At 64.4% G+C, this 22,395-nt stretch carries 22 protein-coding genes, 3 tRNA genes and 1 riboswitch; of the genes, 13 read left to right on the top strand and 12 right to left on the bottom strand.

From position 1 onward, the window contains the following. From LQR33_RS00125 to rsmD, 6 genes are all read right to left on the bottom strand, one after another. Window positions 1-765 (bottom strand): elongation factor Tu (locus tag LQR33_RS00125; RefSeq protein WP_231466941.1); only part of this gene is annotated, 765 nt, incomplete at its 3' end. A gap of 39 nt (window positions 766-804) precedes the next feature. Then, window positions 805-879: transfer RNA gene (locus LQR33_RS00120), tRNA-Thr, on the bottom strand. A 26-nt stretch (window positions 880-905) separates the two neighbouring features. Further along, window positions 906-979, bottom strand: a tRNA-Gly gene (locus tag LQR33_RS00115). A gap of 53 nt (window positions 980-1,032) precedes the next feature. After that, window positions 1,033-1,117: transfer RNA gene (locus LQR33_RS00110), tRNA-Tyr, on the bottom strand. Between the two features lie 139 nt (window positions 1,118-1,256). Then, window positions 1,257-1,508: a YfhL family 4Fe-4S dicluster ferredoxin gene (locus LQR33_RS00105; protein ID WP_021478148.1), complete on the bottom strand. Its 252-nt coding sequence runs from the start codon at window positions 1,506-1,508 to the stop codon at window positions 1,257-1,259. A 107-nt stretch (window positions 1,509-1,615) separates the two neighbouring features. Continuing rightward, on the bottom strand, window positions 1,616-2,170 hold the full coding sequence (rsmD, locus tag LQR33_RS00100; protein WP_166440366.1) for a 16S rRNA (guanine(966)-N(2))-methyltransferase RsmD: 555 nt from the start codon (window positions 2,168-2,170) through the stop codon (window positions 1,616-1,618). Between the two features lie 237 nt (window positions 2,171-2,407). On the opposite strand from rsmD, the gene ftsY reads away from it, so the two are divergent. The 4 genes from ftsY to rpoH all read left to right on the top strand — a co-directional run bounded on the left by ftsY (window position 2,408) and on the right by rpoH (window position 6,179). Then, the gene (gene ftsY, locus LQR33_RS00095; protein WP_166440367.1) at window positions 2,408-3,565 is read left to right on the top strand and encodes a signal recognition particle-docking protein FtsY; all 1,158 of its coding nucleotides are present in this window, start codon (window positions 2,408-2,410) and stop codon (window positions 3,563-3,565) included. A 63-nt stretch (window positions 3,566-3,628) separates the two neighbouring features. Continuing rightward, window positions 3,629-4,282 (top strand): cell division ATP-binding protein FtsE, encoded by a 654-nt coding sequence (gene ftsE, locus LQR33_RS00090; protein ID WP_011137750.1) that lies wholly within the window; start codon window positions 3,629-3,631, stop codon window positions 4,280-4,282. Further along, complete coding sequence (gene ftsX / locus LQR33_RS00085) at window positions 4,279-5,187, top strand: permease-like cell division protein FtsX (RefSeq protein WP_046158084.1); 909 nt, start codon at window positions 4,279-4,281, stop codon at window positions 5,185-5,187. The genes ftsE and ftsX overlap by 4 nt, the downstream gene beginning before the upstream one ends. A gap of 128 nt (window positions 5,188-5,315) precedes the next feature. Continuing rightward, window positions 5,316-6,179, top strand: coding sequence for an RNA polymerase sigma factor RpoH (gene rpoH, locus LQR33_RS00080; protein ID WP_166440368.1), 864 nt, complete (start codon window positions 5,316-5,318; stop codon window positions 6,177-6,179). A gap of 86 nt (window positions 6,180-6,265) precedes the next feature. On the opposite strand, the gene LQR33_RS00075 is transcribed toward rpoH, so the two are convergent. The 3 genes from LQR33_RS00075 to LQR33_RS00065 form a co-directional block, all read right to left on the bottom strand. After that, on the bottom strand, window positions 6,266-8,050 hold the full coding sequence (locus LQR33_RS00075) for a PglL family O-oligosaccharyltransferase (RefSeq protein WP_231179262.1): 1,785 nt from the start codon (window positions 8,048-8,050) through the stop codon (window positions 6,266-6,268). A gap of 92 nt (window positions 8,051-8,142) precedes the next feature. After that, entirely contained in the window at window positions 8,143-9,975 is a 1,833-nt protein-coding gene (locus tag LQR33_RS00070) for a PglL family O-oligosaccharyltransferase (protein ID WP_221667458.1), read from the bottom strand. Between the two features lie 119 nt (window positions 9,976-10,094). Next, window positions 10,095-10,562 carry a pilin gene (locus tag LQR33_RS00065; RefSeq protein ID WP_166440371.1) on the bottom strand — a complete coding sequence of 156 codons (468 nt, stop codon included), beginning with the start codon at window positions 10,560-10,562 and terminating at the stop codon, window positions 10,095-10,097. Between the two features lie 276 nt (window positions 10,563-10,838). Here LQR33_RS00065 and LQR33_RS00060 point away from each other — a divergent pair, with 276 nt between their 5' ends. From LQR33_RS00060 to LQR33_RS00045, 4 genes are all read left to right on the top strand, one after another. Beyond that, window positions 10,839-12,185 carry an adenosylmethionine--8-amino-7-oxononanoate transaminase gene (locus LQR33_RS00060; RefSeq protein WP_166440372.1) on the top strand — a complete coding sequence of 449 codons (1,347 nt, stop codon included), beginning with the start codon at window positions 10,839-10,841 and terminating at the stop codon, window positions 12,183-12,185. A gap of 80 nt (window positions 12,186-12,265) precedes the next feature. After that, the gene (locus LQR33_RS00055; protein WP_221667460.1) at window positions 12,266-13,759 is read left to right on the top strand and encodes a hypothetical protein; all 1,494 of its coding nucleotides are present in this window, start codon (window positions 12,266-12,268) and stop codon (window positions 13,757-13,759) included. A gap of 75 nt (window positions 13,760-13,834) precedes the next feature. Then, window positions 13,835-14,953 carry a glutamate 5-kinase gene (proB, locus tag LQR33_RS00050; RefSeq protein ID WP_021478158.1) on the top strand — a complete coding sequence of 373 codons (1,119 nt, stop codon included), beginning with the start codon at window positions 13,835-13,837 and terminating at the stop codon, window positions 14,951-14,953. A gap of 94 nt (window positions 14,954-15,047) precedes the next feature. Then, the gene (locus LQR33_RS00045; protein WP_221667461.1) at window positions 15,048-16,121 is read left to right on the top strand and encodes an ABC transporter substrate-binding protein; all 1,074 of its coding nucleotides are present in this window, start codon (window positions 15,048-15,050) and stop codon (window positions 16,119-16,121) included. 42 nt (window positions 16,122-16,163) lie between these two features. Here LQR33_RS00045 and LQR33_RS00040 read toward each other — a convergent pair whose 3' ends face one another. From LQR33_RS00040 to ruvB, 3 genes are all read right to left on the bottom strand, one after another. After that, window positions 16,164-16,718 (bottom strand): nucleotidyltransferase family protein, encoded by a 555-nt coding sequence (locus tag LQR33_RS00040; protein WP_231179263.1) that lies wholly within the window; start codon window positions 16,716-16,718, stop codon window positions 16,164-16,166. Between the two features lie 19 nt (window positions 16,719-16,737). Continuing rightward, window positions 16,738-17,154: a hypothetical protein gene (locus tag LQR33_RS00035; protein WP_166440376.1), complete on the bottom strand. Its 417-nt coding sequence runs from the start codon at window positions 17,152-17,154 to the stop codon at window positions 16,738-16,740. 156 nt (window positions 17,155-17,310) lie between these two features. After that, window positions 17,311-18,348: a Holliday junction branch migration DNA helicase RuvB gene (ruvB, locus tag LQR33_RS00030; RefSeq protein WP_221663706.1), complete on the bottom strand. Its 1,038-nt coding sequence runs from the start codon at window positions 18,346-18,348 to the stop codon at window positions 17,311-17,313. Window positions 18,349-18,425: 77 nt separating this feature from the next. Then, window positions 18,426-18,574, top strand: a riboswitch (FMN riboswitch). A gap of 132 nt (window positions 18,575-18,706) precedes the next feature. On the opposite strand from ruvB, the gene ribB reads away from it, so the two are divergent. The 5 genes from ribB to LQR33_RS00005 form a co-directional block, all read left to right on the top strand. Continuing rightward, complete coding sequence (ribB, locus tag LQR33_RS00025; RefSeq protein ID WP_231466939.1) at window positions 18,707-19,339, top strand: 3,4-dihydroxy-2-butanone-4-phosphate synthase; 633 nt, start codon at window positions 18,707-18,709, stop codon at window positions 19,337-19,339. Between the two features lie 11 nt (window positions 19,340-19,350). Continuing rightward, window positions 19,351-20,061 (top strand): riboflavin synthase subunit alpha, encoded by a 711-nt coding sequence (locus LQR33_RS00020; protein ID WP_231466937.1) that lies wholly within the window; start codon window positions 19,351-19,353, stop codon window positions 20,059-20,061. 91 nt (window positions 20,062-20,152) lie between these two features. Further along, entirely contained in the window at window positions 20,153-21,556 is a 1,404-nt protein-coding gene (locus LQR33_RS00015) for an ATP-binding protein (RefSeq protein ID WP_166440380.1), read from the top strand. Beyond that, window positions 21,553-22,041 carry a hypothetical protein gene (locus LQR33_RS00010; protein ID WP_221663710.1) on the top strand — a complete coding sequence of 163 codons (489 nt, stop codon included), beginning with the start codon at window positions 21,553-21,555 and terminating at the stop codon, window positions 22,039-22,041. The genes LQR33_RS00015 and LQR33_RS00010 overlap by 4 nt, the downstream gene beginning before the upstream one ends. Further along, window positions 22,038-22,395, top strand: a 358-nt coding sequence (locus tag LQR33_RS00005; RefSeq protein WP_231466935.1) for a response regulator, incomplete at its 3' end; no start/stop codon positions are given. The genes LQR33_RS00010 and LQR33_RS00005, both read left to right, overlap by 4 nt.

Here is a 22,395-nt window from a genome sequence, read left to right as displayed (position 1 = left end):
CTTCACGGTAGCCTTCAGGCCCACGATTTCCAGCTCTTCGCCGACTTTCACGATGCCGCGCTCAACACGACCGGTCACCACGGTGCCGCGGCCGGAGATCGAGAACACGTCTTCGATCGGCAGCAGGAACGGCTTGTCAACAGCGCGTTCCGGAGTCGGGATGTAGGAATCCAGAGCAGCAGCCAGACGGAAGATCGACGGTTCGCCCATTTCAGACTGGTCGCCTTCCAGCGCCAGACGAGCGGAGCCGGTCACGATCGGGGTGTCGTCGCCCGGGAAGTCGTAGGAAGACAGCAGATCGCGCACTTCCATTTCAACCAGTTCCAGCAGTTCGGCGTCGTCAACCAGGTCAGCCTTGTTCAGGTAGACGATGATGTACGGCACGCCAACTTGGCGGGACAGCAGGATGTGTTCACGGGTTTGCGGCATCGGACCGTCAGCGGCCGAGCAAACCAGGATCGCGCCGTCCATCTGAGCCGCGCCGGTGATCATGTTCTTCACATAGTCGGCGTGACCCGGGCAGTCTACGTGAGCGTAGTGGCGGGCTTCGGTTTCGTATTCAACGTGCGCGGTATTGATGGTGATACCACGAGCCTTCTCTTCCGGCGCGCTGTCGATCTGGGAGTAGTCCTTGGCTTCGCCACCGAACTTCTTGGACAGAATGGTGGTGATAGCAGCGGTCAGAGTGGTTTTACCATGGTCCACGTGACCGATGGTGCCGACGTTTACGTGCGGTTTGGTCCGCTCGAACTTTTCCTTAGCCATGGCAAATTTCCTGAATACGAAACAAGCAAATAAAATTGGTGGTGCCCATGGGCAGAATTGAACTGCCGACCTCTCCCTTACCAAGGGAGTGCTCTACCCCTGAGCTACATGGGCCCTTAAACAGGCTACAATCAGACGCTTGGAGCGGGTGAAGGGAATCGAACCCTCGTCGTAAGCTTGGAAGGCTTCTGCTCTACCATTGAGCTACACCCGCCTGGCTTTACAACAAGACAGCTTAACTTCACTGCCAAGCGCTTCATCTAATTCTGGTGGAGGGAGAAGGATTCGAACCTTCGAAGGCAGAGCCGTCAGATTTACAGTCTGATCCCTTTGACCGCTCGGGAATCCCTCCTGAAAGAGACCCGAATATTATAGATGGCCCGCCTGATCGTCAACACCTTTTGCGAAAAAAACTGCACTTTTTCGCCGAAAAATAAAAAACGCCCCGCAGGCTGCGGGGCATTCCATTTCGCATCAATAACTTAGCTCAATCAGGCCTTGCCCGAAATCTTCAGATATTTCTGGTGGAGCTCATCCTGGGTCTCCTCGCGGGACGGATCCAGGGGGATGCAATCGACCGGACAGACTTGCTGGCACTGCGGCTCGTCGTAGTGGCCTACGCACTGAGTGCACAATTCCGGGTCGATCTGGTAGATCTCCTCCCCTTGGGAGATCGCGTTGTTCGGACACTCCGGCTCACAGACGTCGCAGTTGATGCATTCGTCGGTAATCATCAAAGACATAGTAATTTCCTCAGGTATTCCACAACATGAATTCTGTCACCCGCCGCTCGGGGGAGCAAGTTCGCGCTGGTTATATCCATAGGCGCAAACTCCCCGCCCCGACGCTCCTATCCAGGCTGGCGGATCAATAGGCCGTAATGGACCATGCCCGCCTTGTCGCGACGCAGCGCTTCCACTCCATCCGGCAACGCGTCCGGCCATTGTCGCGCCTCGACATACAGCACGCCGCCTTCCGACAAGCGCGCCAGCGCCAGCGGCAAGGCCTGCAACAGCAGATCCGAATCGTAAGGAGGATCCAGGAAGATCACATCGAAGGATTCGCGGCTGTTCTTCAGATACAGCAGCGCGTCGCCGGCGACCACGTCGAGCGCGCCGGCCTGCAGCAACTGGCGGTTGGCCTGCAACGACTCATAGACCTTGCGCGACTTCTCCACCATCACCACCCGCCGCGCAGAACGCGACGCCGCTTCGAAGCCGAGCGCGCCGCTGCCGGCGAACAGATCCAGGCAGCTCTTGCCGTACAGATCCTGGCCCAGCCAGTTGAACAGCGTCTCGCGCACGCGGTCCGGCGTTGGCCGCAAGCCTTCGGCTTCAGGGAAAGGCAATAGGCGGCGACGGTAGTCGCCGCCTATGATTCTGACCTTATTACGTGTCTGACTCATGAAAGCTAAACTCTAGGGACAAGCGCGAGAGTTTAACCTGATCAGGACTTTAGCGCCTCATTCCCGCGCGCCGGGCGGCGAATCTGTCGCGCCGGCGGCGAAATTCGGCAACTATTCCTTATATATGTTTGCAGCGACGTCGCTGTTTTCCGCCCTCGCATCGCCAGCCGATTCTGTACTCGACGGCGTTTGAGGATACAATCTTAGCCATTTACCGCTTTTCTGGCCCATTCACGCATGTTTAGCTTCTTCAAGAAAAAGACCAAGCCGGCGGAAACGCCGCAAATCGAAATCCCGGCGCAGGCCGCGCCGGAACAAGCGACCGCCTCGCTTGAGGCCCATGTCCCCGCCACGGCCGCGGAGCCTCAGCTCGAGGCGATCTCGACGGCTGCGGTAGAACCTCTCCCGCTTTCCGAACCGGCCCCGGCGACACCGATTGCGGCCGCTCCCGCCGCGCCAGTCGAAGAAGCGCAGGCGCCGCTGAAGAAAATGAGCTGGACCGAGCGGCTGAAAGCCGGCCTGGCCAAGACCCGCGACCGACTGGGCAAACAATTGGCCGGCCTGTTCGGCGGCGGCAAGATCGACGAAGACCTGTACGAAGAACTGGAAACGGTGCTGCTGACCGCCGACATGGGCATGGACGCCACCGTCCATCTGCTGCAGGACGTGCGCGAGCGCGTGTCGCTGAAGGGCCTGAAGGATTCGTCCGAGTTGAAAGGCGCGCTGAAGGATTCGCTGCAGGATCTGATCGGCCCGCTGCAAGTGCCGCTGAACGTGGAAGGCAAGAAGCCGTTCGTGATCATGATGACCGGCGTCAACGGTGCCGGCAAGACCACCTCCATCGGCAAGCTGGCCAAGTACTACCAAAGCCAGGGCAAGAGCGTGCTCCTGGCCGCCGGCGACACCTTCCGCGCCGCCGCGCGCGAACAGCTGATCGCCTGGGGCGAGCGCAACAACGTCACCGTGATCGCGCAGCAGGGCGGCGATTCCGCCGCCGTCTGCTATGACGCGATCCAGGCCGCCGTCGCCCGCGGCATCGACATCGTGCTGGCCGACACCGCGGGCCGCCTGCCGACGCAGCTGCACCTGATGGAAGAGATCAAGAAGGTGAAGCGCGTGATCCAGAAGGCGCTGCCGGACGCGCCGCACGAGGTGGTGCTGGTGCTGGACGCCAATATCGGCCAGAACACCGTCAATCAGGTGAAGGCCTTCGACGACGCGCTGGGCCTGACCGGCCTGATCCTGACCAAGCTGGACGGCACCGCCAAGGGCGGCGTGATCGCCGCCATCGCCAAGCAGCGGCCGATTCCGCTGCGCTTCGTCGGCGTCGGCGAGAGCATCGACGACCTGCGGCCGTTCGACAGCCGCGACTACATCGACGCGCTGTTCGAATAAGACCATGTTTCGCGGCCGCAGGCGCGGCCGCCTTTTCTCAGCCAACAAGCGGGAAACTTCTCAATGATACAGTTCGACCAGGTCACCAAGCGCTATCCAGGCGGCAACGAAGCCCTGAAGAACCTGTCGTTCACCATAGAAACCGGCGAAATGGTGTTCCTCGCCGGCCACTCCGGCGCCGGCAAGTCCACCTTGCTGAAGCTGATCGCTGGCATCGAGCGCGCCACCAGCGGCGGCGTGATCGTCAATGGTCAGAACCTGTCCAAGCTGCGCGCAAGCCAGGTGCCCTACGTGCGCCAGCACCTGGGCATGGTGTTCCAGGACCACAAGATCCTGTTCGACCGCAGCGTGTTCGACAACGTGATGCTGCCGCTGGACATCATCGGCTTCGACCGCCGCGACGCCGCCAAGCGCGTGCGCGCGGCGCTGGACAAGGTGGGCCTGCTGCCCAAGGAAAAAATGATGCCGATCCGGCTGTCAGGCGGCGAACAGCAACGGTTGTGCATCGCCCGCGCAGTGGTCCACCGCCCCAGCATCCTGCTGGCCGACGAACCGTCGGCCAACCTGGACCGCGCCTACGCGCTGGACATCATGGAGCTGTTCAAGTCCTTCCACCAGGTGGGCGTCACCGTGCTGATCTCCGCCCACGACGAAACGTTGATGGAAGATTACGGCCGCCGCATCATCCGCCTGAGGGAAGGACAGTTCGCCGCATGAAACACTTTCTCTATCTGAACTGGCAGAGCGCCAAGCAGGCGCTGGCCAAGATCGTCCGCCAGCCCTTCGGCAGCCTGCTGACGCTGTTGATGCTGGCCCTGGCCCTGGCCCTGCCGCTGTCGCTTTACCTCGCAGTCAACAGCGTGCAGGAATGGGTGGGCCGCCTGACCGCCACGCCGCAGATCACGCTGTTCATGGAGCAGACGGCCGAACAGGCCGACATCGCCGCCGTCAACAGCACACTGTCGCACCACCCCAAAGTGAAGAGCTTCTCTTTCGTCAGCAAAGGCCAGGCGCTGCAGGATCTGGAGAAGCGCAACGGCCTGTCCGGCCTGTCCGACGGCCTGGAAGGAAACCCGCTGCCCGACGCCTTCGTGGTGACGCCGAAGTCTCTCGAGCCACGCGAGCTAGACATGCTGCAGAAAGAGCTATCCGGCCTGCCGATGGTGGAGCTGGCACAATTCGACGCCAGCTGGGCCAAGCGCCTGTACGGCATGGTGGAGATGGGCAAGAAGCTAACCTGGTTCCTGGCCGCCGCGCTGGGCTTGGCGCTGGTGCTGGTCACCCACAACGCGATCCGGATGCAGATCCTGGCGCGCCAGGACGAAATCGCGGTGTCCAAGCTGATCGGCGCCACCGACAGCTTCATCCGCCGCCCCTTCCTGTATCACGCGCTGTGGCAGGGCGTGCTGGCGGCGCTGCTGGCCTGGGGCCTATCCTGCTGGCTGGCCGCGATGGCCAACCCAGCCATCAGCGAGTTCGCGATGCTGTACGGCGAACGGGTGGAGCTGCGCGCGCTGAACCTGCCGGAGCTGGCGGCGCTGATCGGCATCTCCGCCGCGCTGGCGATGCTGGGCGCGCGGCTGGCGGCCGACCACCACCTGCGCAAAGTAGAGCCGAAGTAAAAATGACAAGCGAAAGGTTTCAACTATCGGGCCGATTGTTAAATATCATTGACTCGGGAACCTTTCGCTGCTAGCACTCTCAATACTCGAGTGCTAACATAGCACTACCCAAGGAGGTAGCCATCGCAATGAACACAACATTTGCCCTTCCCGTCCCGTCGACCAGCGGCAGCCTGGAACAGTACATCCAGGCCGTCAACAGCGTGCCCATGCTGACGCCGGAGCAGGAAACCGAACTCGCGACCCGTTTCCAACAGGAAAACGACCTGGAAGCGGCGCGGCAGATGGTGCTGTCGCACCTGCGCGTGGTGGTGTCCGTGTCGCGCGGTTACGCTGGCTACGGCTTGCAGCAAGCCGACCTGATCCAGGAAGGCAATATCGGCCTGATGAAGGCGGTGAAGCGCTTCGAGCCTGGCCGCGGCGTGCGCCTGTTCTCGTTCGCCATCCACTGGATCAAGGCCGAGATCCACGAATTCATCCTGCGCAACTGGCGCCTGGTGCGCATCGCCACCACCAAGCCGCAGCGTAAGCTGTTCTTCAACCTGCGCAGCATGAAGAGCGGTTTTTCCGCGCTGTCCGAGCAAGAAGCCAAGTCCATCGCCGAAGACCTGGGCGTGAAGCCCGAGGAAGTTCGCGAGATGGAAATCCGCATGACCGGCCAGGACGTGTCCCTGCTGGCCGACAATGACGACGAGGACAGCTACGCGCCGATAGACTGGCTGGCCGACAGCCACAGCGAGCCGACCCGCGCGCTGGAACGCCGCGCTTTCGACCATCTGCAGTCGGAAGGCCTGGAATACGCGCTGTCGACGCTGGACGCCCGCAGCCGCCGCATCGTCGAAGCGCGCTGGCTGGCCGACGACAGCGGCTCCACGCTACATGAGCTGGCCGCGGAATTCGGCGTGTCGGCCGAGCGTATCCGCCAGATCGAGGCCAAGGCGCTGACCAAAATGAAAACCGCGCTCAGCGAAGGCGTGGTGCTGGACAACTGATCCCCCGCCGCCGGACGCGAAAAAAGCCGCTCGAATCATCGAGCGGCTTTTTTATTTCCTCCGCCCGTCGAGGCGGAAAACAACCATCACTCCTGCAGCGTGCGGAACTTGGCCGGCAGCTTGTCGTAGGCCTCGCGGCTGATCTTGCGCAGAGGCTCCCAGGCGGGCTCCTGATCGCCCAGCGTTTCCAGAAACTGGCCGGCATAGGTCGGGAACGAGGCCAGCGTGGTGCGCAGCGTCTGCTCCCCCTTGGCCCGCTCGCCAGCCAGGATCTCCAGCTGGGCGCGCTTCAGCATCACATCGGGATAGGGGCGGAACTCGGTCAGCCGGTCTTCCAGCGCCAGCTTTTGCTTCAGATTGTCCCGGTTCACCGGCAGATAATCGTCCAGCGTGTACAGCGCGTGGTAGGCGAACAAGGGCTTGGTTTCGACGATTTCGACCAGGCGCTCGGTGCGGACCTTGTCCTTGGCCGCGTTGCCGGTCGGCACGTATAGATTCACCAGTTCCCAGAACATGGAGGAGGTGCTGATCGACAGCCAGCCCACCCATACCAGCGCCGCCAGCAACGGCAGCCGCAGCGGCCAGGCCAACGGGCGCTCGCCGCGCGGCGCCATCGCCATGAACATCACCAGCATCGCCAGGAAATAGTAGTACCACAGTGGATACTCCAGCATGCTGTGGGTCAGCGTCACCGCGATGCAACCCAGCGCCAGCACGCCTTCCGGCTCGGCCTTGCGGCGGAAGAAAGGCAGCAACGTCCAGATCAAGCCGGCCACCACCAGCGCGGTCACCACGCCGCCCATCTCCGCCAGCAGCTGCATCAGCAGATTGTGGGCATTGGTGAACAGCCCGCTGTTGTAGCCGGCCGCGGCGAACTGGGGCAGCTGCTGCAGACGAACACTTTCCGCCGCGTACTGCGACCAGCCCACGCCCCACAGCGGGTGCGCCTGGAAGGTCATCCAGGCCTTGTGCATCTCGGCGAAGCGGCGCGCGCCCATGTCGTCGCCGTTGGCCGCCAGCCGCGCGATGCCAGACGCGTTCTCGACATCGGAGTGGGTCAATAGCGAGATCAGGTGGTTGAACAGTGGCAGCGCGAACTGGGCAGCCAGAATCGTGCCGGAAGCGGCCCACATCGCCAGCATCATCCGGCGCGACGCCTCGTCGCGGCTGCGCCAGTGCCACAAGCCAGCCAGCGCCGACAACGCCACCAGATAGAGCAGGATGGTGCGCGAGCCGGCCCAACCCAGCATCAACGCCATCCACAACACCAGCGCGATCAGCCAGCCGCGCCCCAGGCGGCCGACGGCGAACAGATAGACGCCGGACACCACCGACCACATCAGGTAATGGGCGTACTGATTGCGCTGGCCGATATGGCCGAAGATATTGCTGGTAGGGTGGGAACCGTCGTAGAACAGCCCCAGCGCCGGCGCCAGGCCAGTCAGCTGGGCGGTGCCGATCAGCGACTGCACCAAGCCGCCGACGATGACCGCCCGCGCCAGCCACACCGCGAACTCCCGGTCGCCCAGGGCGCCGCGCAACGACGCCGTGACCGAAGCCAGCAACGCCGTCGCCAGCCAGGCCAAGGCTGTGACATAACTCATGCCGGGAAACAGCAGGCGGACGAACTGCGGCTGCAGCGCCCAGGCTCCGGCCAGGGCCAGGCACAGCCAGCCGGCGCGCGGCATCGAATCGAACAGGCGTCCGCCGGGCAGCAGAAACACGCCGGCAGCCAGCAGCAGCCAGATCACGTTGATTTCGCCGAACCACTGCGGCAGCGGCACGAAGTGGACGCGGGAGGCGAAAGGCGCGATGGCGATCAGGCACAGGGCCAGCAACGCCAGGCGCTCGGAAATCTTCTGAAAAGTCATGGCAGATCAGATGTCGAAAAGCAGGAAGCGGGCAGCATACCGCATGCGCCGCCCCGGCAAAACCCATCAAGTGTGTCGGCGCGTTACAAAGCTCAGAACAGCGTCTTGCGCGTGACCGGCGACGCGACAGTCATCACCGCGGCCATTCTGCTCGCGTCGATGTTGGTTCCATGCTCTTGATAAGCCTGCGCAGCGCGCAACGCCATCGCCCTCAAGGGCTTGATTTCCGGCTCTTGCCAGGCTTGCAATGTGAACACGAACTTCGACACTTCATCGGGATAGTTGGCGATAGCCTGTGCCATCGCCTCACGCGCCTCACGCTCCTGCCCCGCCAGCGCCCTACACAAACTCAGCCTTAATAGCACCGCCACATAGGGCTGATCTTTAGCCAATTTTTCATAAAAAGGCAGCGTGACGTCGAGATGCTTGCGATCCGGCATCAGGTAATTGCCGAGCACTAGGTCAGCCGATTTCGCCCACAAGGGATTCAAACCCACCTTGCCGATATAGTCGACGCGCCGTACGTTTTCCTCGACAGATCTACTGGGCACGCTGTATTGGACGAAACGCTGGAAAATTACGCTGCCGCTGGCTACATACACCAGCATCAGGACGCCGCTGGCGATGCATAGCCACCGCAACAAGCCCGTACGCGTGCGCAGATGCCAGCACGGCGCGGGCCCCAGCGTGCAAACGATAACCAACATCGCCAGGAAAGGCAGATACCACAACGGGAACTCGAACATGCTGTGCGTCAGGATCATCATCGCCAGCAGCAGCAGCAGCAGGTTTTCAGCGCTCTGCCTTCCCCTGCCCAAAAAGGGCAGCAGACACACCAGCATCCCTCCAAGCGCGACCATCGCGCCCAGCCCCCCCGTTTCCGCCAATAGTTGGAAGACAAGGTTATGGCTCTGGGTAAATAGCCAGTTCTCCGGCGACTTGGGCAAGCCGGCGAACACCTCCAGCCAGACCGATTGCGCCGCATAGCGGCCGAGCCCTACGCCCAGCCACGGATGTTCGCAGAACACTTGCCAGGCCTTGCTCCATTCGATCCGCCGCCTTGTGCCGAATCCTGCGTCGAGAATCCTCTCCGAGCCGCTAAAAGTGTGCACCGGAACGCCCATCCAATTAAGCAGCCAGACCAGCTCGCGATTGAACAGCTGCACCAGGGCCAACAGCAGCACGGACAGAGCCAGTGCGGCGACCATCCGCCTCACGACCGGACTCTCACTGGTGCGTCGGAACCAAAACCAGGATATCAGACAGGCCCCCAGTCCATAGGCTAATGGCAACCGGGCGCCAGACCAGGAGATCATCACAACCAGCACCGCGACCAGCACCGCGCACAAACTGGCTCCCAAATGTCCGCGCGCATGGAGATAGCAGGCGGCGGGAAGGCCCCAATTCAGATACTGAGCATACTGATTGCGCTGCGCGACATTCCCCATCACGGTGGTCGAATCAAACAACACCCAGCCTCGACACCAACGCGCGAGATCCAATACCTGGATCAGCCCCAGTATGACCTGCAGGCCATTACCCAGCAGCACAACGCCGGCCAACAGCAGGCAAATCCGTGTCCGGGGCATATCCATCCGATTGCCCAGCCACAGTGACAGCAACAACATCACGAGCAGGCTGCCCACTACCTGACTGCTGCCCTTCGCATTATCCAGGACAAGACCATTGCTCACCGCCAGCAACAGCGTCAGCAGCAGCAATACCAACGAAGCCGCCGGCAGCAAGAGTCTATCGTCGCCTCTTCTCAAGGCGAAGGGCGCTACCAAACCGATTGCCAAGACTACCAACGCATCACTCCACCAGTCCGGCAACGGCATGTAACGCGCGAAATTGAGAAATGGTAAAACTAAGCAAACCGTGAAGAAGACGAACAATGCGACTTCTGTCGCCCGGTTCCTGTTCATGGCGGTCCCACTCTTTGATGTCCCTTGCGTTCGCAGGAGTATACGGGGAGCATCATGTCTCTCGCATCAAAAATAAAGGAGGCCCCGGAGCCTCCTTATTCAAACATCAATCAAGCAGCTTACTGGCGGCAGGTAGACGGCACCCAGTTGGCGCTCAGTTGGCTAGCAGATGCGATGGCCGTCGTACCGGAGCCGGTATAGGTGCAATACCACTGCACCGTACCCGAGGTGACGGTTGGCACCAAATCGACCAATGCACCATTGGAAACCGTGGCGTTGTAAGTGATCTGGACCACCCCATTCGCCAGGACATTGATGCTGCTCACCGAGTTGCCAACGATGGATGCCGCCAATCCATAAGTAGTGTTGAAAGGCGAGGTACCGGAAGCCCAGGCATTGTTGGTCGCGTAATACTCTGTCACAGCCGTCTTCGCGGCATCCGCCAGAGACAAGCCTTCCGACACCCGCGCGCGCTTGGTATAGTCCTGATACGCCGGAATCGCGATCGCGGCCAGAATGCCGACGATGGCCACCACGATCATCAGTTCGATCAGCGTGAAGCCCTGTTGCTTATGCTGTTTCTTCATGTTGAACTCCCAGTTTGAGCCAAGCTTAGCCAAAGTGGAGGCCGATGCGTTTGCGCATCCCTCCTTCCCATCTTCAAAGGTCGCGGGTTTGCCCCGTCATGTTGTACCGAAACCGACCAGCACGAAACATGCCAGCCCCGTAAAGGGGCTGCCATCGACACCGGCCCGGGCACAGCCTTGTCAGCATAGGTCAGAAACTGCCGTTTTTCGTCACCCCGACTGCCCGTTCGGACTGTGCTAGCATCGCTTTCCCCCCAGATACACAGGAGCCGCCGCATGAGCAACCAAGCCTGGCTGGAACGCAGTTTCGCCGCCGTCTGGCATCCCTGCACCCAGATGAAGCGCCACGAGCGGCTTCCCATCGTCCCCATCGCCAGCGCGGACGGCGTCTGGCTGACAGATTTCGACGGCAAGCGCTACCTGGACGGCGTCAGCTCCTGGTGGGTGAACCTGTTCGGCCACGGCCACCCGCGGATCAAACAAGCGGTGCGCGAGCAACTGGACCGGCTGGAGCACGTGATGCTGGCCGGCTTCACCCATCGCCCGGTGGTGGAGCTGTCCGAACGCCTGGCCAAGCTATCCGGTCTCGGCCATGCCTTTTACGGCTCCGATGGGGCCAGCGCCACCGAAATCGCGCTGAAAATGAGCTTTCATTACTGGAAAAATGTCGGCCGGCCGCAGAAGAGCCGTTTCGTCAGCCTGGAAAACAGCTATCACGGCGAAACAGTCGGCGCGCTGGCGGTCACCGACGTGCCGTTGTTCTCGTCCACCTACGCCGAGCTGCTGAAGCCCGGCCTGCGCGCGCCCAGTCCGGACGCCCGGCAAGCGGGGCCTGGCGAAAGCGCGGCCGATGTCGCGCTGCGCTCCATCCGCTCGATGGAAAACCTGATGGCCAAGCATGGCGGCGAGATCGCAGCGGTGATCGTCGAGCCGCTGGTCCAAGGAGCGGCAGGCATGGCGATGTACGATCCCGTCTACCTGACTGAGCTGCGCCGGCTGTGCGACCGCTACGAAGTGCATCTGATCGCGGACGAAATCGCCGTCGGCTTCGGCAGAACCGGCAGTTTCTTCGCCTATCAGCAGGCGGGCGTCACGCCGGACTTCCTATGCCTGTCCAAGGGCATCACCGGCGGCTTCCTACCCTTGTCCTGCGTGCTGACCCGGGATGAAATCTACCAGGCCTTCTACCACGACGACGTGGCGCGCGGCTTCCTGCACTCGCACAGCTACACCGGCAACGCGCTCGCTTGCGCGGCTGCATTGGCGGTGCTGGACATCTTCGAAGACGAAAACGTGCTGGAGGCCAATCGTCTCAATGCCGCCGATTACACCGAGCGGATGCGCCCGCTGGCCAGCCGGTCTGAAATCCGCCATTTCCGCCATCAAGGGATGATCTGGGCCTTCGACGTCGAAACCAAGCGCTCCGACTTTGCATTGGCTTATTTTTCGGCCATGCTGAAACGCGGATGCCTGTTGCGGCCGATAGGCAAAACGGTCTACTTCATGCCGCCGTATACGCTGAAACCCGAAGAGATGGACTGGCTGGTTGCGGCCAGCGGTGACGCGCTGGACGAGGTGCTGGCAGGAACAAGCGCCGGCGGCGACGCCACCCCGCTGCCCTGAGCGCCACCACCCCTTCCCTTTCGCAGCGCCCGTCTCGGAGCTATGCCCGGATGCCGCCACTCGTCTTGCCGAAGAAGGATATGGACCCGCAACTCGTCGATACCCAGCCTGCCAGCGTTGCAGCCTGGCTGGAGCGCCTTCCTTACACCAACCTTGCCGAATGCGGCAAGCTGCTGGGCCAAGGCCTCCACCAGCTAGGCCGCGTCCAGATGGATCCCATGCAGCGCTACAAGCTGCTCAAGCTCTATCTAAAAGCGCTGGATCGTTACTACCCGCTGCTGGAGAGCGAAGCCCAAAGCGGCGACGCCGCCGCCTCCCCCAAGATGCGGCTCCTGGCGGCCATCGGCGTCAAGTTGTTCGCCAACCTGTTCATGGCCTTCAAGCAGACGCTGAACGAAAAGCTGGCCCGCCATGGGTTGCTGGAACGCGAGCAGCCCAAGCAGGAATTGCTGCTGTACACGATGATGGCCGCGCGCCAATACCTGAACATCAGCCAGCAGAACTACTGCCCGCTCCCCGGCGGTTTCTGGCTAGATTGCCACCAGCTGTATGGATTGGCGCTGCAGCGCGGCTGGCAGGACAAATCGCTGGCCGGCGACGACTCGCTGGCCGTCATCTACCGCCAACTGCTGCTGCTGGGGCTCACCGCCACCAATCGGCTCTCGACCGCCGACATGCAACTGGCGCGACAACTGGCCTACGAACTGGCCAAGCAGGTGGAGCTGCTGCCACTGGCGCAACTGCAGGAAGGCCGCCAGGGCTATGTGCTGGATCTAAGGGAAGATGCCCCACCGCGTTATCTGCCTGCCAAACCCTCCCCATCTCAGCCCGATTGCTTCCTATTGGAGTTCTCTGGCGCCCTTGCCTCGATGCGGAAGAGCCTGGCTCAGCTGCGCAAAACCTCCAGCGGCGGCGCCCATCCCATGCTCAATGATGAAGTCCGCCTGCTCACCAGTTTGGCGGAAGAGTGGCAACGCCCTCGACGGCGACGCCACCGCCGGGAAGACGCGCACGCGGCGGCCGAGATCGTCGCCGGCGTCGCCGCAATCTGGCACCGCGTCAACGGCGGCAGTTGGCAACCAGCCGACGCGGCACCCGACGAGGACGGCTCCCATTTGCGCCCGCCTTCCTCTCCCTGCCTGTTGACCGTCGCCAACCGCAGCGAATCGGGCTATCTGCTGCGCGGCCTGCCGCTGGAGCAGCCGCTGCGCGCCGGAGAGGTGCTGCTGTTGGATCTGGCCGGCGCGGCTCAGCTGTGCGCGGTGCGCTGGCTGCTGATGCAACCGGCCAGCGCAGAGGTGGAGTGCGGCGTGGAAATCCTGGGGCCGCGGCCGCAGCCGGTGCGGGCCATGCCCAGCATCACCCACAGCGGCGACAACTTCCAGCGCGGCCTGAGGCTGCCCGCCAGCGCCGACTCCCCGGCGCTGCTGCTGTTGCCGGGCCATCCCTTCAGCCAGTTGCGCGAGTTCCGGCTGCGCGATGAAAACGGCGAGCAACTGATCCGCGTCTCCAGGCTGCACCAGCAATCGCCTCATTTTCAGCTGATGGAATACCGCCCCAGCGATCAATTTTGACCTGGCGCAAGCCCTGGGCTTTTTCGGGTACACTGCCCTCTCTATAATTATTGGCTTTCATAGAGAGGTCCGTTGATGCACTCGGTGATTCACGCTTCCGACCGTATCGTGGTCAAAGTCGGCTCCAGCCTGGTAACCAACGACGGCAGGGGGCTGGACCTGAACGCGCTAGCGCGCTGGGCTGAGGAAGTCGCCGAACTGAAGCGCCGCGGCAAGCAGGTGGTGCTGGTTTCCAGCGGAGCCATCGCCGAAGGTTGCCAGCGTCTGGGTTGGACCGTGCGACCCAAGGGCGTGCATGAATTGCAGGCCGCCGCCGCCGTCGGCCAGATGGGCCTGTGCCAGGCCTATGAGAGCGCTTTCCGCTCCTTCGGCCTGCGCACCGCGCAGATCCTGCTCACCCACGAAGACCTGGCCGACCGCACCCGCTACCTGAACGCCCGCTCGACGCTGACCAGCCTGCTCAATCTGAACGTGGTGCCGATCATCAACGAGAACGACACCGTGGTCACCAGCGAGATCCGCTTCGGCGACAACGACACCCTGGGCGCGCTGGTCACCAACCTGATCGAAGCCGACGCGCTGGTTATCCTGACTGACCAGAAAGGCCTGTACAGCGCCGACCCGCGCAAGCATCCCGACGCCGAATTCATCCACCAGGCCGAAGCCGGCGATGAACGCCTGGAAGAAATGGCCGGCGGCGCCGGCTCCAGCGTCGGTACCGGCGGCATGATCACCAAGATCCTGGCCGCCAAGCGCGCCGCCCGCAGCGGCGCGGCCACCGTGATCGCCAGCGGCCGCGAGCCCCATGTGCTGTCGCGCCTGGCCGACGGCGAGTCCATCGGCACCCAGTTGGTCGCCGCCACCAACCGCATGGCCGCGCGCAAGCAATGGCTGGCCGACCACCTGAAGCTGGCCGGCCGGCTGCTGCTGGACGACGGCGCCGCCCTGGCGATACGCGAGCGCGGCACCAGCCTGCTGCCGGTGGGCGTCAGCGCGGTGGAAGGCGATTTCCTGCGCGGCGAGGCGGTGGCCTGCGTCGACGCATCCGGCAACGAGGTGGCGCGCGGCCTGGTCAACTACAGCTCGGACGAGGCCCGCCAGATCATGCGCAAGAGCACGCGCGAGATCGAAACCGCGCTCGGCTACATCGTGGAGCCGGAATTGATCCACCGCGACAATATGGTGGCGCTCTGACATCGCCCGGCATGTAGCAAACGGTTTTCCCGACCCCTGCCCGGCAGGGGTTAGTTTTTGCAATACCAAAATAATCGACAAGGATTTTCCGTATATGAACAAGATCGCCCTGGCCGCCTTGTTGGCGGTGGCCTGCGGTTCGGCCGCAGCCGCAGACGTGCTGCACATCTACAACTGGAACAACGCGCTGTCGCCGGACACCGCCAAGCGCTTCGAGCAGTCGTGCAAGTGCAGGCTGGTGCAGGACTATTACGGCGACAACGAAGAGATGCTGGCCAAGCTGGCCGCCGGGGCCAAGGGCTACGACATGGTGTTTCCCACCGCCTTCGCGGTGAACACGCTGCTGAAGCAGGGCAAGCTGCAGCCGCTGGACAAGAGCAAGCTGCCCAACTGGAAGAACCTGAACAGCGGCTACCTGCAACTGAACCAGCCCTTCGACCCGGGCAACCGCCACGCCGCGCCCACCGTGGTGTCGCTGACGCTGATCGGCTACAACGCCACCCAATTGCAGAAAGCCGGCGTAGCAGACAAGTCCAACAGCTGGGCGCTGGTATTCGATCCGGCCGTGCTGGCCAAGATCAAGGGCAAGGTCACCGTGTTGGACAGCCAGCGCGAACTGATGGCCGCCGCGCTGATGTATCTGGGCAAGGACGCCAATTCCGCCAATCCGGCCGACTGGAAGGCCGCCGCGGACGCCATCCGCAAGGCCAAGCCGTACTGGGCCGCCTTCAACAACCAGAGCTACATCAAGGAGCTGACCGTCGGCAACATCTGGGTGGCGCTGGGCTATTCCAACGACCTGTTCCAGGCGCAGCAGGACGCGAAGAGCGCCAAGCGGCCGTTCGAGCTCGCCTACCGCCCGCAGCGGGAAGGCAATGTGCTGGCCATCGACAATATGACCATCCTGAAGGACGCGCCGCGCCCGGACTTGGCGCACAAGTTCATCAACTTCATGCTGGACGGCAAGAACGCGTCGGAAATCTCCAACCAGATCGGCGCGACCAATCCGGTGAAGGCGGCCGAAGCCTTCTTCAAGCCGCAGATCAAGGCCAATCCGGTGATCATGCTGGATCCGTCCAAGGGCAAGTACGTGGCGCTGAAGGACCTGGACGTGAAATCCCGCCGCGAGCTGAACCGCCTGTGGTCGCAGGTGAAGATCGGCAGCTGAGCGCCCGCTCCATGAAAAACGCCAGCCTCGGGCTGGCGTTTTTCATTCGTGGATCACCGTCACCCGCGGCCAACGCTCGCGGTAGCGTTTGTCGGCCACCCGCCGTCGATAAATCTCCGCGCTGGCCCTTACCGGATTGCGGCGCACCGTCATGTCGAACAGATCGTCCAGCCCGAACGGCGCGATGATGCGCAGGCTATCGTCGGCGTTCAGCGCGACGCCGACCGCGGTCGCGTACTCCGGCCAGGTCGCCACCGCCGCCTCCAGCGACGGCAAGGACGCCACCTCGTAACCGAAATGCCCGCCGAACCACAGGTGCACCACCGCCTGGTTGGTCACTTCCCAGGGCAAGTCTGGATGCTCGGACGCTAGCCGACGCTGCAGCGCAATGTCGCGCTCGGCGGAAAGATCGGAGGCGTCGAAATATACCAAATCAATATCGGACAGCGCCGACGGCTTGGATTCGAAGCCATGCAGCGCGTCCCACACCAGGCCGCGCACCGCGCCGGCGCCTATGCACCAATCGGCCAGACCCAGTTCCCGCGCGGCGCGCAGCGCGCGCATCAGCCACGGCGAGGCCAAAACCAGCTCGATCAAACGCGGTTCGAGACAGGCCTCACTCGACATCGCGGGGATGGCCGGCCTCCTCGCGGCGGTACTCCACCGCGCGCATGATCGCGTAGGCCAGCATCGCGCACAGGAAGAACAGCAGCACCACCCAGGCGATGGACTGCAGCGTGCTGATGAAGGCCTGGAACAGCTCCAGCAGCCAGCGTTCGCCGCTCAGCTGCAATTGGGAGGTGCCCTTGCCCGGCGCGGGCGGCAGGTATTGCTGCAGCGACCATTGGCGCACGCCGCCGGAAATGCCGCTGACCACGATGGCGAAGAACACGTACTTGCGCCAGGCGTCGGCCAGGTCCTGGCCCAGCGTGCGGCTGAGTATCTTGCCGACGGCGGGGTCGAAGAAACGGGCGGCGGCGGCGGCGGTAACGACCACCACGATCAGGATGGTGGTGAACAACACGTAGAACATGATGGCTTGCTCGATCAAGGAATACTGTCATTGTACGCGCTTTGCATGCGCGCCACCCAGCCAGCCTTTGCGCGCGGACAAGCGCCGCCGCCTTCCGCCGCATCCGGGATGCGAAAACGGCCCCGAAGGGCCGCTCAGCGAATCATGGGCAGGACGTCAGACATCCTTCACCGGCAGGCCGAAATGCAGATAGGCCTGGGCGGTGGCCATCCGGCCCCGCGGCGTGCGCTGCAGATAACCCTGCTGGATCAGGAAGGGTTCGATCACGTCCTCGATGGTGTCGGTGGATTCGCCGATCGCGGCGGCGACGTTGTCCAGGCCCACCGGACCGCCGGAAAACTTCTCCAGAATGGCCTGCAGCAGCTTGCGGTCCATCACGTCCAGGCCGGCCGGGTCGACGTCCAGCATCGCCAGCGCGGCGTCGGCCACCGCCATCGTCACCACACCGTCGGACTTCACCTCGGCGTAGTCGCGCACCCGGCGCAGCAGGCGGTTGGCGATGCGCGGCGTGCCGCGCGAGCGCTTGGCCACCTCGAAGGCGCCGTCGTCGGACAGCTGCACATTGAGCAGGCCGGCCGAGCGGCTGACGATGCGGGTCAGCTCCTCGGCGTTGTAGAACTCCAGCCGGGCGACGATGCCGAAGCGGTCGCGCAGTGGATTGGTCAACATGCCGGCGCGGGTGGTTGCGCCCACCAGCGTGAACGGCGGCAGGTCGATCTTGACCGACCGCGCCGCCGGCCCCTCGCCTATCATGATGTCGATCTGGTAGTCCTCCAGCGCTGGATAGAGGATTTCCTCCACCACCGGCGACAGGCGGTGGATCTCGTCGATGAACAGCACGTCGTGCGGCTCCAGATTGGTCAGCAGCGCCGCCAGATCGCCGGCGCGCTCCAGCACCGGGCCCGAGGTCTGGCGCAGATTGACGCCCATCTCGCGCGCGACGATGTGGGCCAGCGTGGTCTTGCCCAGGCCCGGCGGGCCGAACAAGAGCACGTGGTCCAGCGCCTCGCCGCGCTTCTTCGCCGCCTCGATGAAGATCTCCAGCTGCTCGCGCGCCTTCTTCTGGCCGACGTACTCGTCCAGCAGCTTGGGCCGCAGCGCGCGCTCCAGCGCCTCTTCCTGGTCGGACGCGCGTTGCGGGGTGACGATGCGGCGCTCCGGCGCGGCGCCGAACAGCTTGTCGGTTTCTATCATCGGGGAACTCTTGGGATGAATCTTGCTGCCGACATTCTAACACCGCGCTATACTCGCCGCTGGCCGCATAGTGCGGCCAACGTCTTCGGGGCGGGGTGAAATTCCCCACCGGCGGTATGGCGCGCAAGCGCCGAGCCCGCGAGCGCCTTCGCCGCACGGCGAAGGGTCAGCAGATCTGGTGAAATGCCAGAGCCGACGGTCATAGTCCGGATGAAAGAAGACGACGCCAGTAGTCCGTCCGCGCCCGCGGCTGGAAAACTGTGTCGTATCCGCGCGTTTATCGCGCCGGATAGCCGTACGCTATCCGCTTCACGCCCACGGGACGTGTTTCTCAATCCATTATTTGAGGACCGTTTCCATGAACGCCAACACCGATATCCTTTCCCTGCGCGTCCACGCCGCGCTTGACGCCTTGCGCCGCGGCCTGCCCGTCATCGTCGCCGACGACGCCGACCGCGAAAACGAGGCCGACCTGATCCTGGCCGCCGACACGCTCACCGTGCCCGAAATGGCGCGGATGATCCGCGACGGCAGCGGCATCGTCTGCCTGTGCGTCACGCCCGAGCGGGCCGAGCGGCTGCAGTTGCCGCCGATGGCCGCCGAAAACGGCAGCCGCTACGGCACCGCCTTCACCGTCGCCATCGAGGCGGCCGAGGGCGTCACCACCGGCGTGTCCGCCGCCGACCGCGTCACCACCATGCGCGCCGCCATCCATCCCGACGCCAAGCCCAGCGATCTGGTGCGACCCGGCCACGTTTATCCCATCGTCGCCCGCGCCGGTGGCGTGCGCGAGCGCCGCGGCCACACCGAAGCCTCGGTGGAGCTGGCGCGGCTGGCCGGCTTCAGCCCGGCCGGCGTGCTATGCGAGCTGATGAATCCGGACGGCACCATGATGCGCGGCCAGCAGGTGCAGGATTACGCCGAGCGCCATGGCCTGCCGCAATTGTCGGTCGCCGAGCTGGCCGAATGGCTGCAGCGCGAACAGGCTTGAGGAGGCGCGACATGTTCACAGGCATCACCCAGGCCATCGGCCGCATCGCCGCCATCGAAGAAGGCGAGGCCAGCCGCCGCATCGCCGTCGACTTTCCGCCCGGCTTCTGCGCCGGACTCATCCAGGGCTGCAGCGTGTCCGTCAACGGCGCCTGCCTGACGGTGGCCGCGCCGCCGCGGGGCGACCGCGCCGAATTCGACCTGATCCTGCCGACGCTGGTCACCAGCACGCTGGCCGCGTGCGGCGTCGGCGACGCGGTCAACGCCGAGCGCGCGCTGCGCGACGGCACCGAGATCGGCGGCCACGCGCTGTCCGGCCACGTCGACTATCAAGCCACCGTCGAGCAGCGGAAGGAATACGGCGACAACCTGTGCCTGCGGCTGTCGGTGCCCGCCGGCGCGCTGCGCTATCTGTTCGCCAAAGGCTACGCGGCGCTGGACGGCGTCAGCCTGACCATCGCCGACATCGACAAGCAGGCCGGCTGGATAGAAGTGTGGCTGATCCCGGAAACCCGCCGCGCCACCGCCCTCGGCGCCAAGCATGCCGGCAGCCGGCTGAACCTGGAAATCGAACGCGACACCCAGGTGCTGGTCGACACCATGCGCGAAGCGCTGGAGGACAAGCTGGCGGCGCTGATGCCGCTGCTCGCGCCCAGGCTAGAGGAGCTGGCGCCCGCGCTGTTGCCGGCCGCCCGCCACCGCCCCGCGCTGGCCGCGCGCTGAGCGCGGACCGGCGGCCGCGAACCAATCAGCCGCCGGCCTGTCTGCTGAACAGGGGCGCATCCGCGCCCCTGTTTTCTTGATTCCCGACCCCATGCTCCGCTTCCTTTCCTTCCGCGGCCTGTTGCTAGCCGGTTTTCTCGGCGTCGCGCTGATTCCATCCGCGGCGCTGGTGCAGCTGCGCCACGAACTGGGGCTGGCCGCGGACAGCGCCCAACTCCACCAGCGCCAAGCCCAGCGCTGGCAAGACATCGCGCGCCTGTCGCAGGAGCAGGCGGTGCAATTCGAGCGCGCCAGCCGACAGGCTGCCATCCTTCGCGACCGCAAACTCACCGAAACCGCCAGCCAGGCGCGCGGCGAGCTGCAGCGCGCGCAACGCACGCTGCGGCAGGACGCGCCGGCCGAAGCGCAAGCCGGCATAGACAGCGCCCTTGCCCTCGCCTCGCAATTGCAGCGGCTGCCCCCCGATCGCCGCCAGCAGCGCGACGCGCTGTTCCGCCAACTGAACCGCGTGCTGGATCAGCAGCAGCAGACGCTCGCCCAGGCCGGCGAAAAACGGCAGGCCAGCTGGCGGGACGACATCGAACGGATGCGGCTGCAGGCCAACCGCCTGGCCTGGCTGGCGCTGGCCGCCGCCGTGCTGCTGGCCTTGATCGTCACCCTACTGATCCACGCCCCGCTGCGAGGCCTGCAACGCCGCATCGCCCGGCTGGCCGGCGGCGCCCGGCAGCTGAACTGGCGCCAAGCCGGACCCGCCGACCTGCAGCGCCTGGGCCGGGAGCTGGAACAGCTGGACCTGCGGCTGGTTGAGCTGGAACAGCAGAAAACCCGCTTCTTCCGTCAGGTCTCGCATGAGCTGAAGACGCCGCTGGCGTCGATACACGAGGCCGCCGCGCTATTGAAGGAACAGGTGGCCGGCCCGCTCAATCCGCAGCAGCGCCACATCGTCGACATCCTGGGCAGCAACGCGCAGACGCTGCGCCAGCGGGTGGAGGCGCTGCTGAAGCAGGACGCCGGCCTCTGGCTGTCCACCACGCTGAACGTTTCCGCCTTTCCGCTGCGCCAGTTGCTGGAGGCCAGGCTGGCCAGCTGCCAGCCGCTGTGGCAGGCCAAACGGCTGGAGGTGGAGCTGGACGGCGCGCCCGGCGCAGTGCGCGGCGATCCGTCCAAAGTGGAGACCATCGTCGACAACCTGCTGCTCAACGCCATCCGCCATAGCCCCGCCGGCGGGCGGCTGACGCTGCGCTGCGGCAGCGAGCGCGGCCAAGCCTGGCTGGAAGTGGCCGACCAGGGACCCGGCGTGCCCGACGCGCTGCGCGACAAGATATTCGAACCTTTCTGGAGCGGACCCGCGCCCGACGGCGAACGCCCCGGCAGCGGCCTCGGCCTGACCATGGCGCGCGGCTACGCGCAGCTGATGGGCGGCGAGCTGCGACTGCTGGACGACGGCCCCGGCGCGCGCTTCCGCCTCCACTGGCCTGAACCGGAGCCGATATGACCCCATCCATTTTCCCGCGGCGCTGGCTGCCGCTATTGCTGCTGCCGCTGCTCGCGGCCTGCGCCGGCGTCCGCCCACCCAGCCCGCCGATACGCTACTGCCCGGGCAGCGACGCGCTGCTGATCGCGCTGGAGTGGCCGGACGAAGCCGTGCGCCAGCGCTGGCAGGCCTATGAGGCCTGCGACAGCTACCGCCTGCTGCGCGTCCTGCGCGCCAACCGCGGCGATCCGGGCCGCCTGGCCATCGAGCTGGACAAGCTGCTGGCCGACAAGAGCCTGTCGCCGGCCAGCGCCGCGCTGGCGCGGCTGCAGCTGCGCCAGGCCCAGGCCCAGTTCCGGTTGCAGGACCAAAGCGACCGCCAGCAGCAGCAATTGCGCGACCAGCAAAAACGCATCGACGATCAGGCCGCCAAGCTGGACGCGCTGCGCCGCCTGGAGCTGGATCTGCCCAAACCCAATGGCCTGAGCGGAGGAAGCAAGCGATGAACGCCCCCGCCCGCATCGTCCTGGTGGACGACGATCCCGATCTGCTGTGCCTGGTCAAGCTGCGGCTGGAGGCCGCCGGCCACGAGGTGGAGGCGCTGGCCAGCGCCGAAGCCGCGCTGGCGGCGATGGCGGCCCGCCGCGCCGACCTGCTGCTGACCGACTGGCGGCTGCCGGGCATGGACGGCCTGCAACTGTTCGAAACCGCGCGCCGCCGCTATCCGACGCTGCCGGTCATCCTGTTCACCGCCCACGGCACCGTGCCTGACGCGGTGGAGGCGGTCAGCCGCGGCGTGTTCTGCTATCTGGAAAAACCGTTCGACGGCCAGTTGCTGCTGGACAAGGTAGCGCAGGGCC

The sequence above is a fragment of the Chromobacterium piscinae genome, assembly GCF_021129175.1.
GTDB classification, from domain to species: Bacteria; Pseudomonadota; Gammaproteobacteria; order Burkholderiales; family Chromobacteriaceae; genus Chromobacterium; species Chromobacterium piscinae.
The sequence above is the reverse complement of the archived record's forward strand: the minus strand, read 5'-3'. Positions and strand labels throughout refer to the sequence as shown.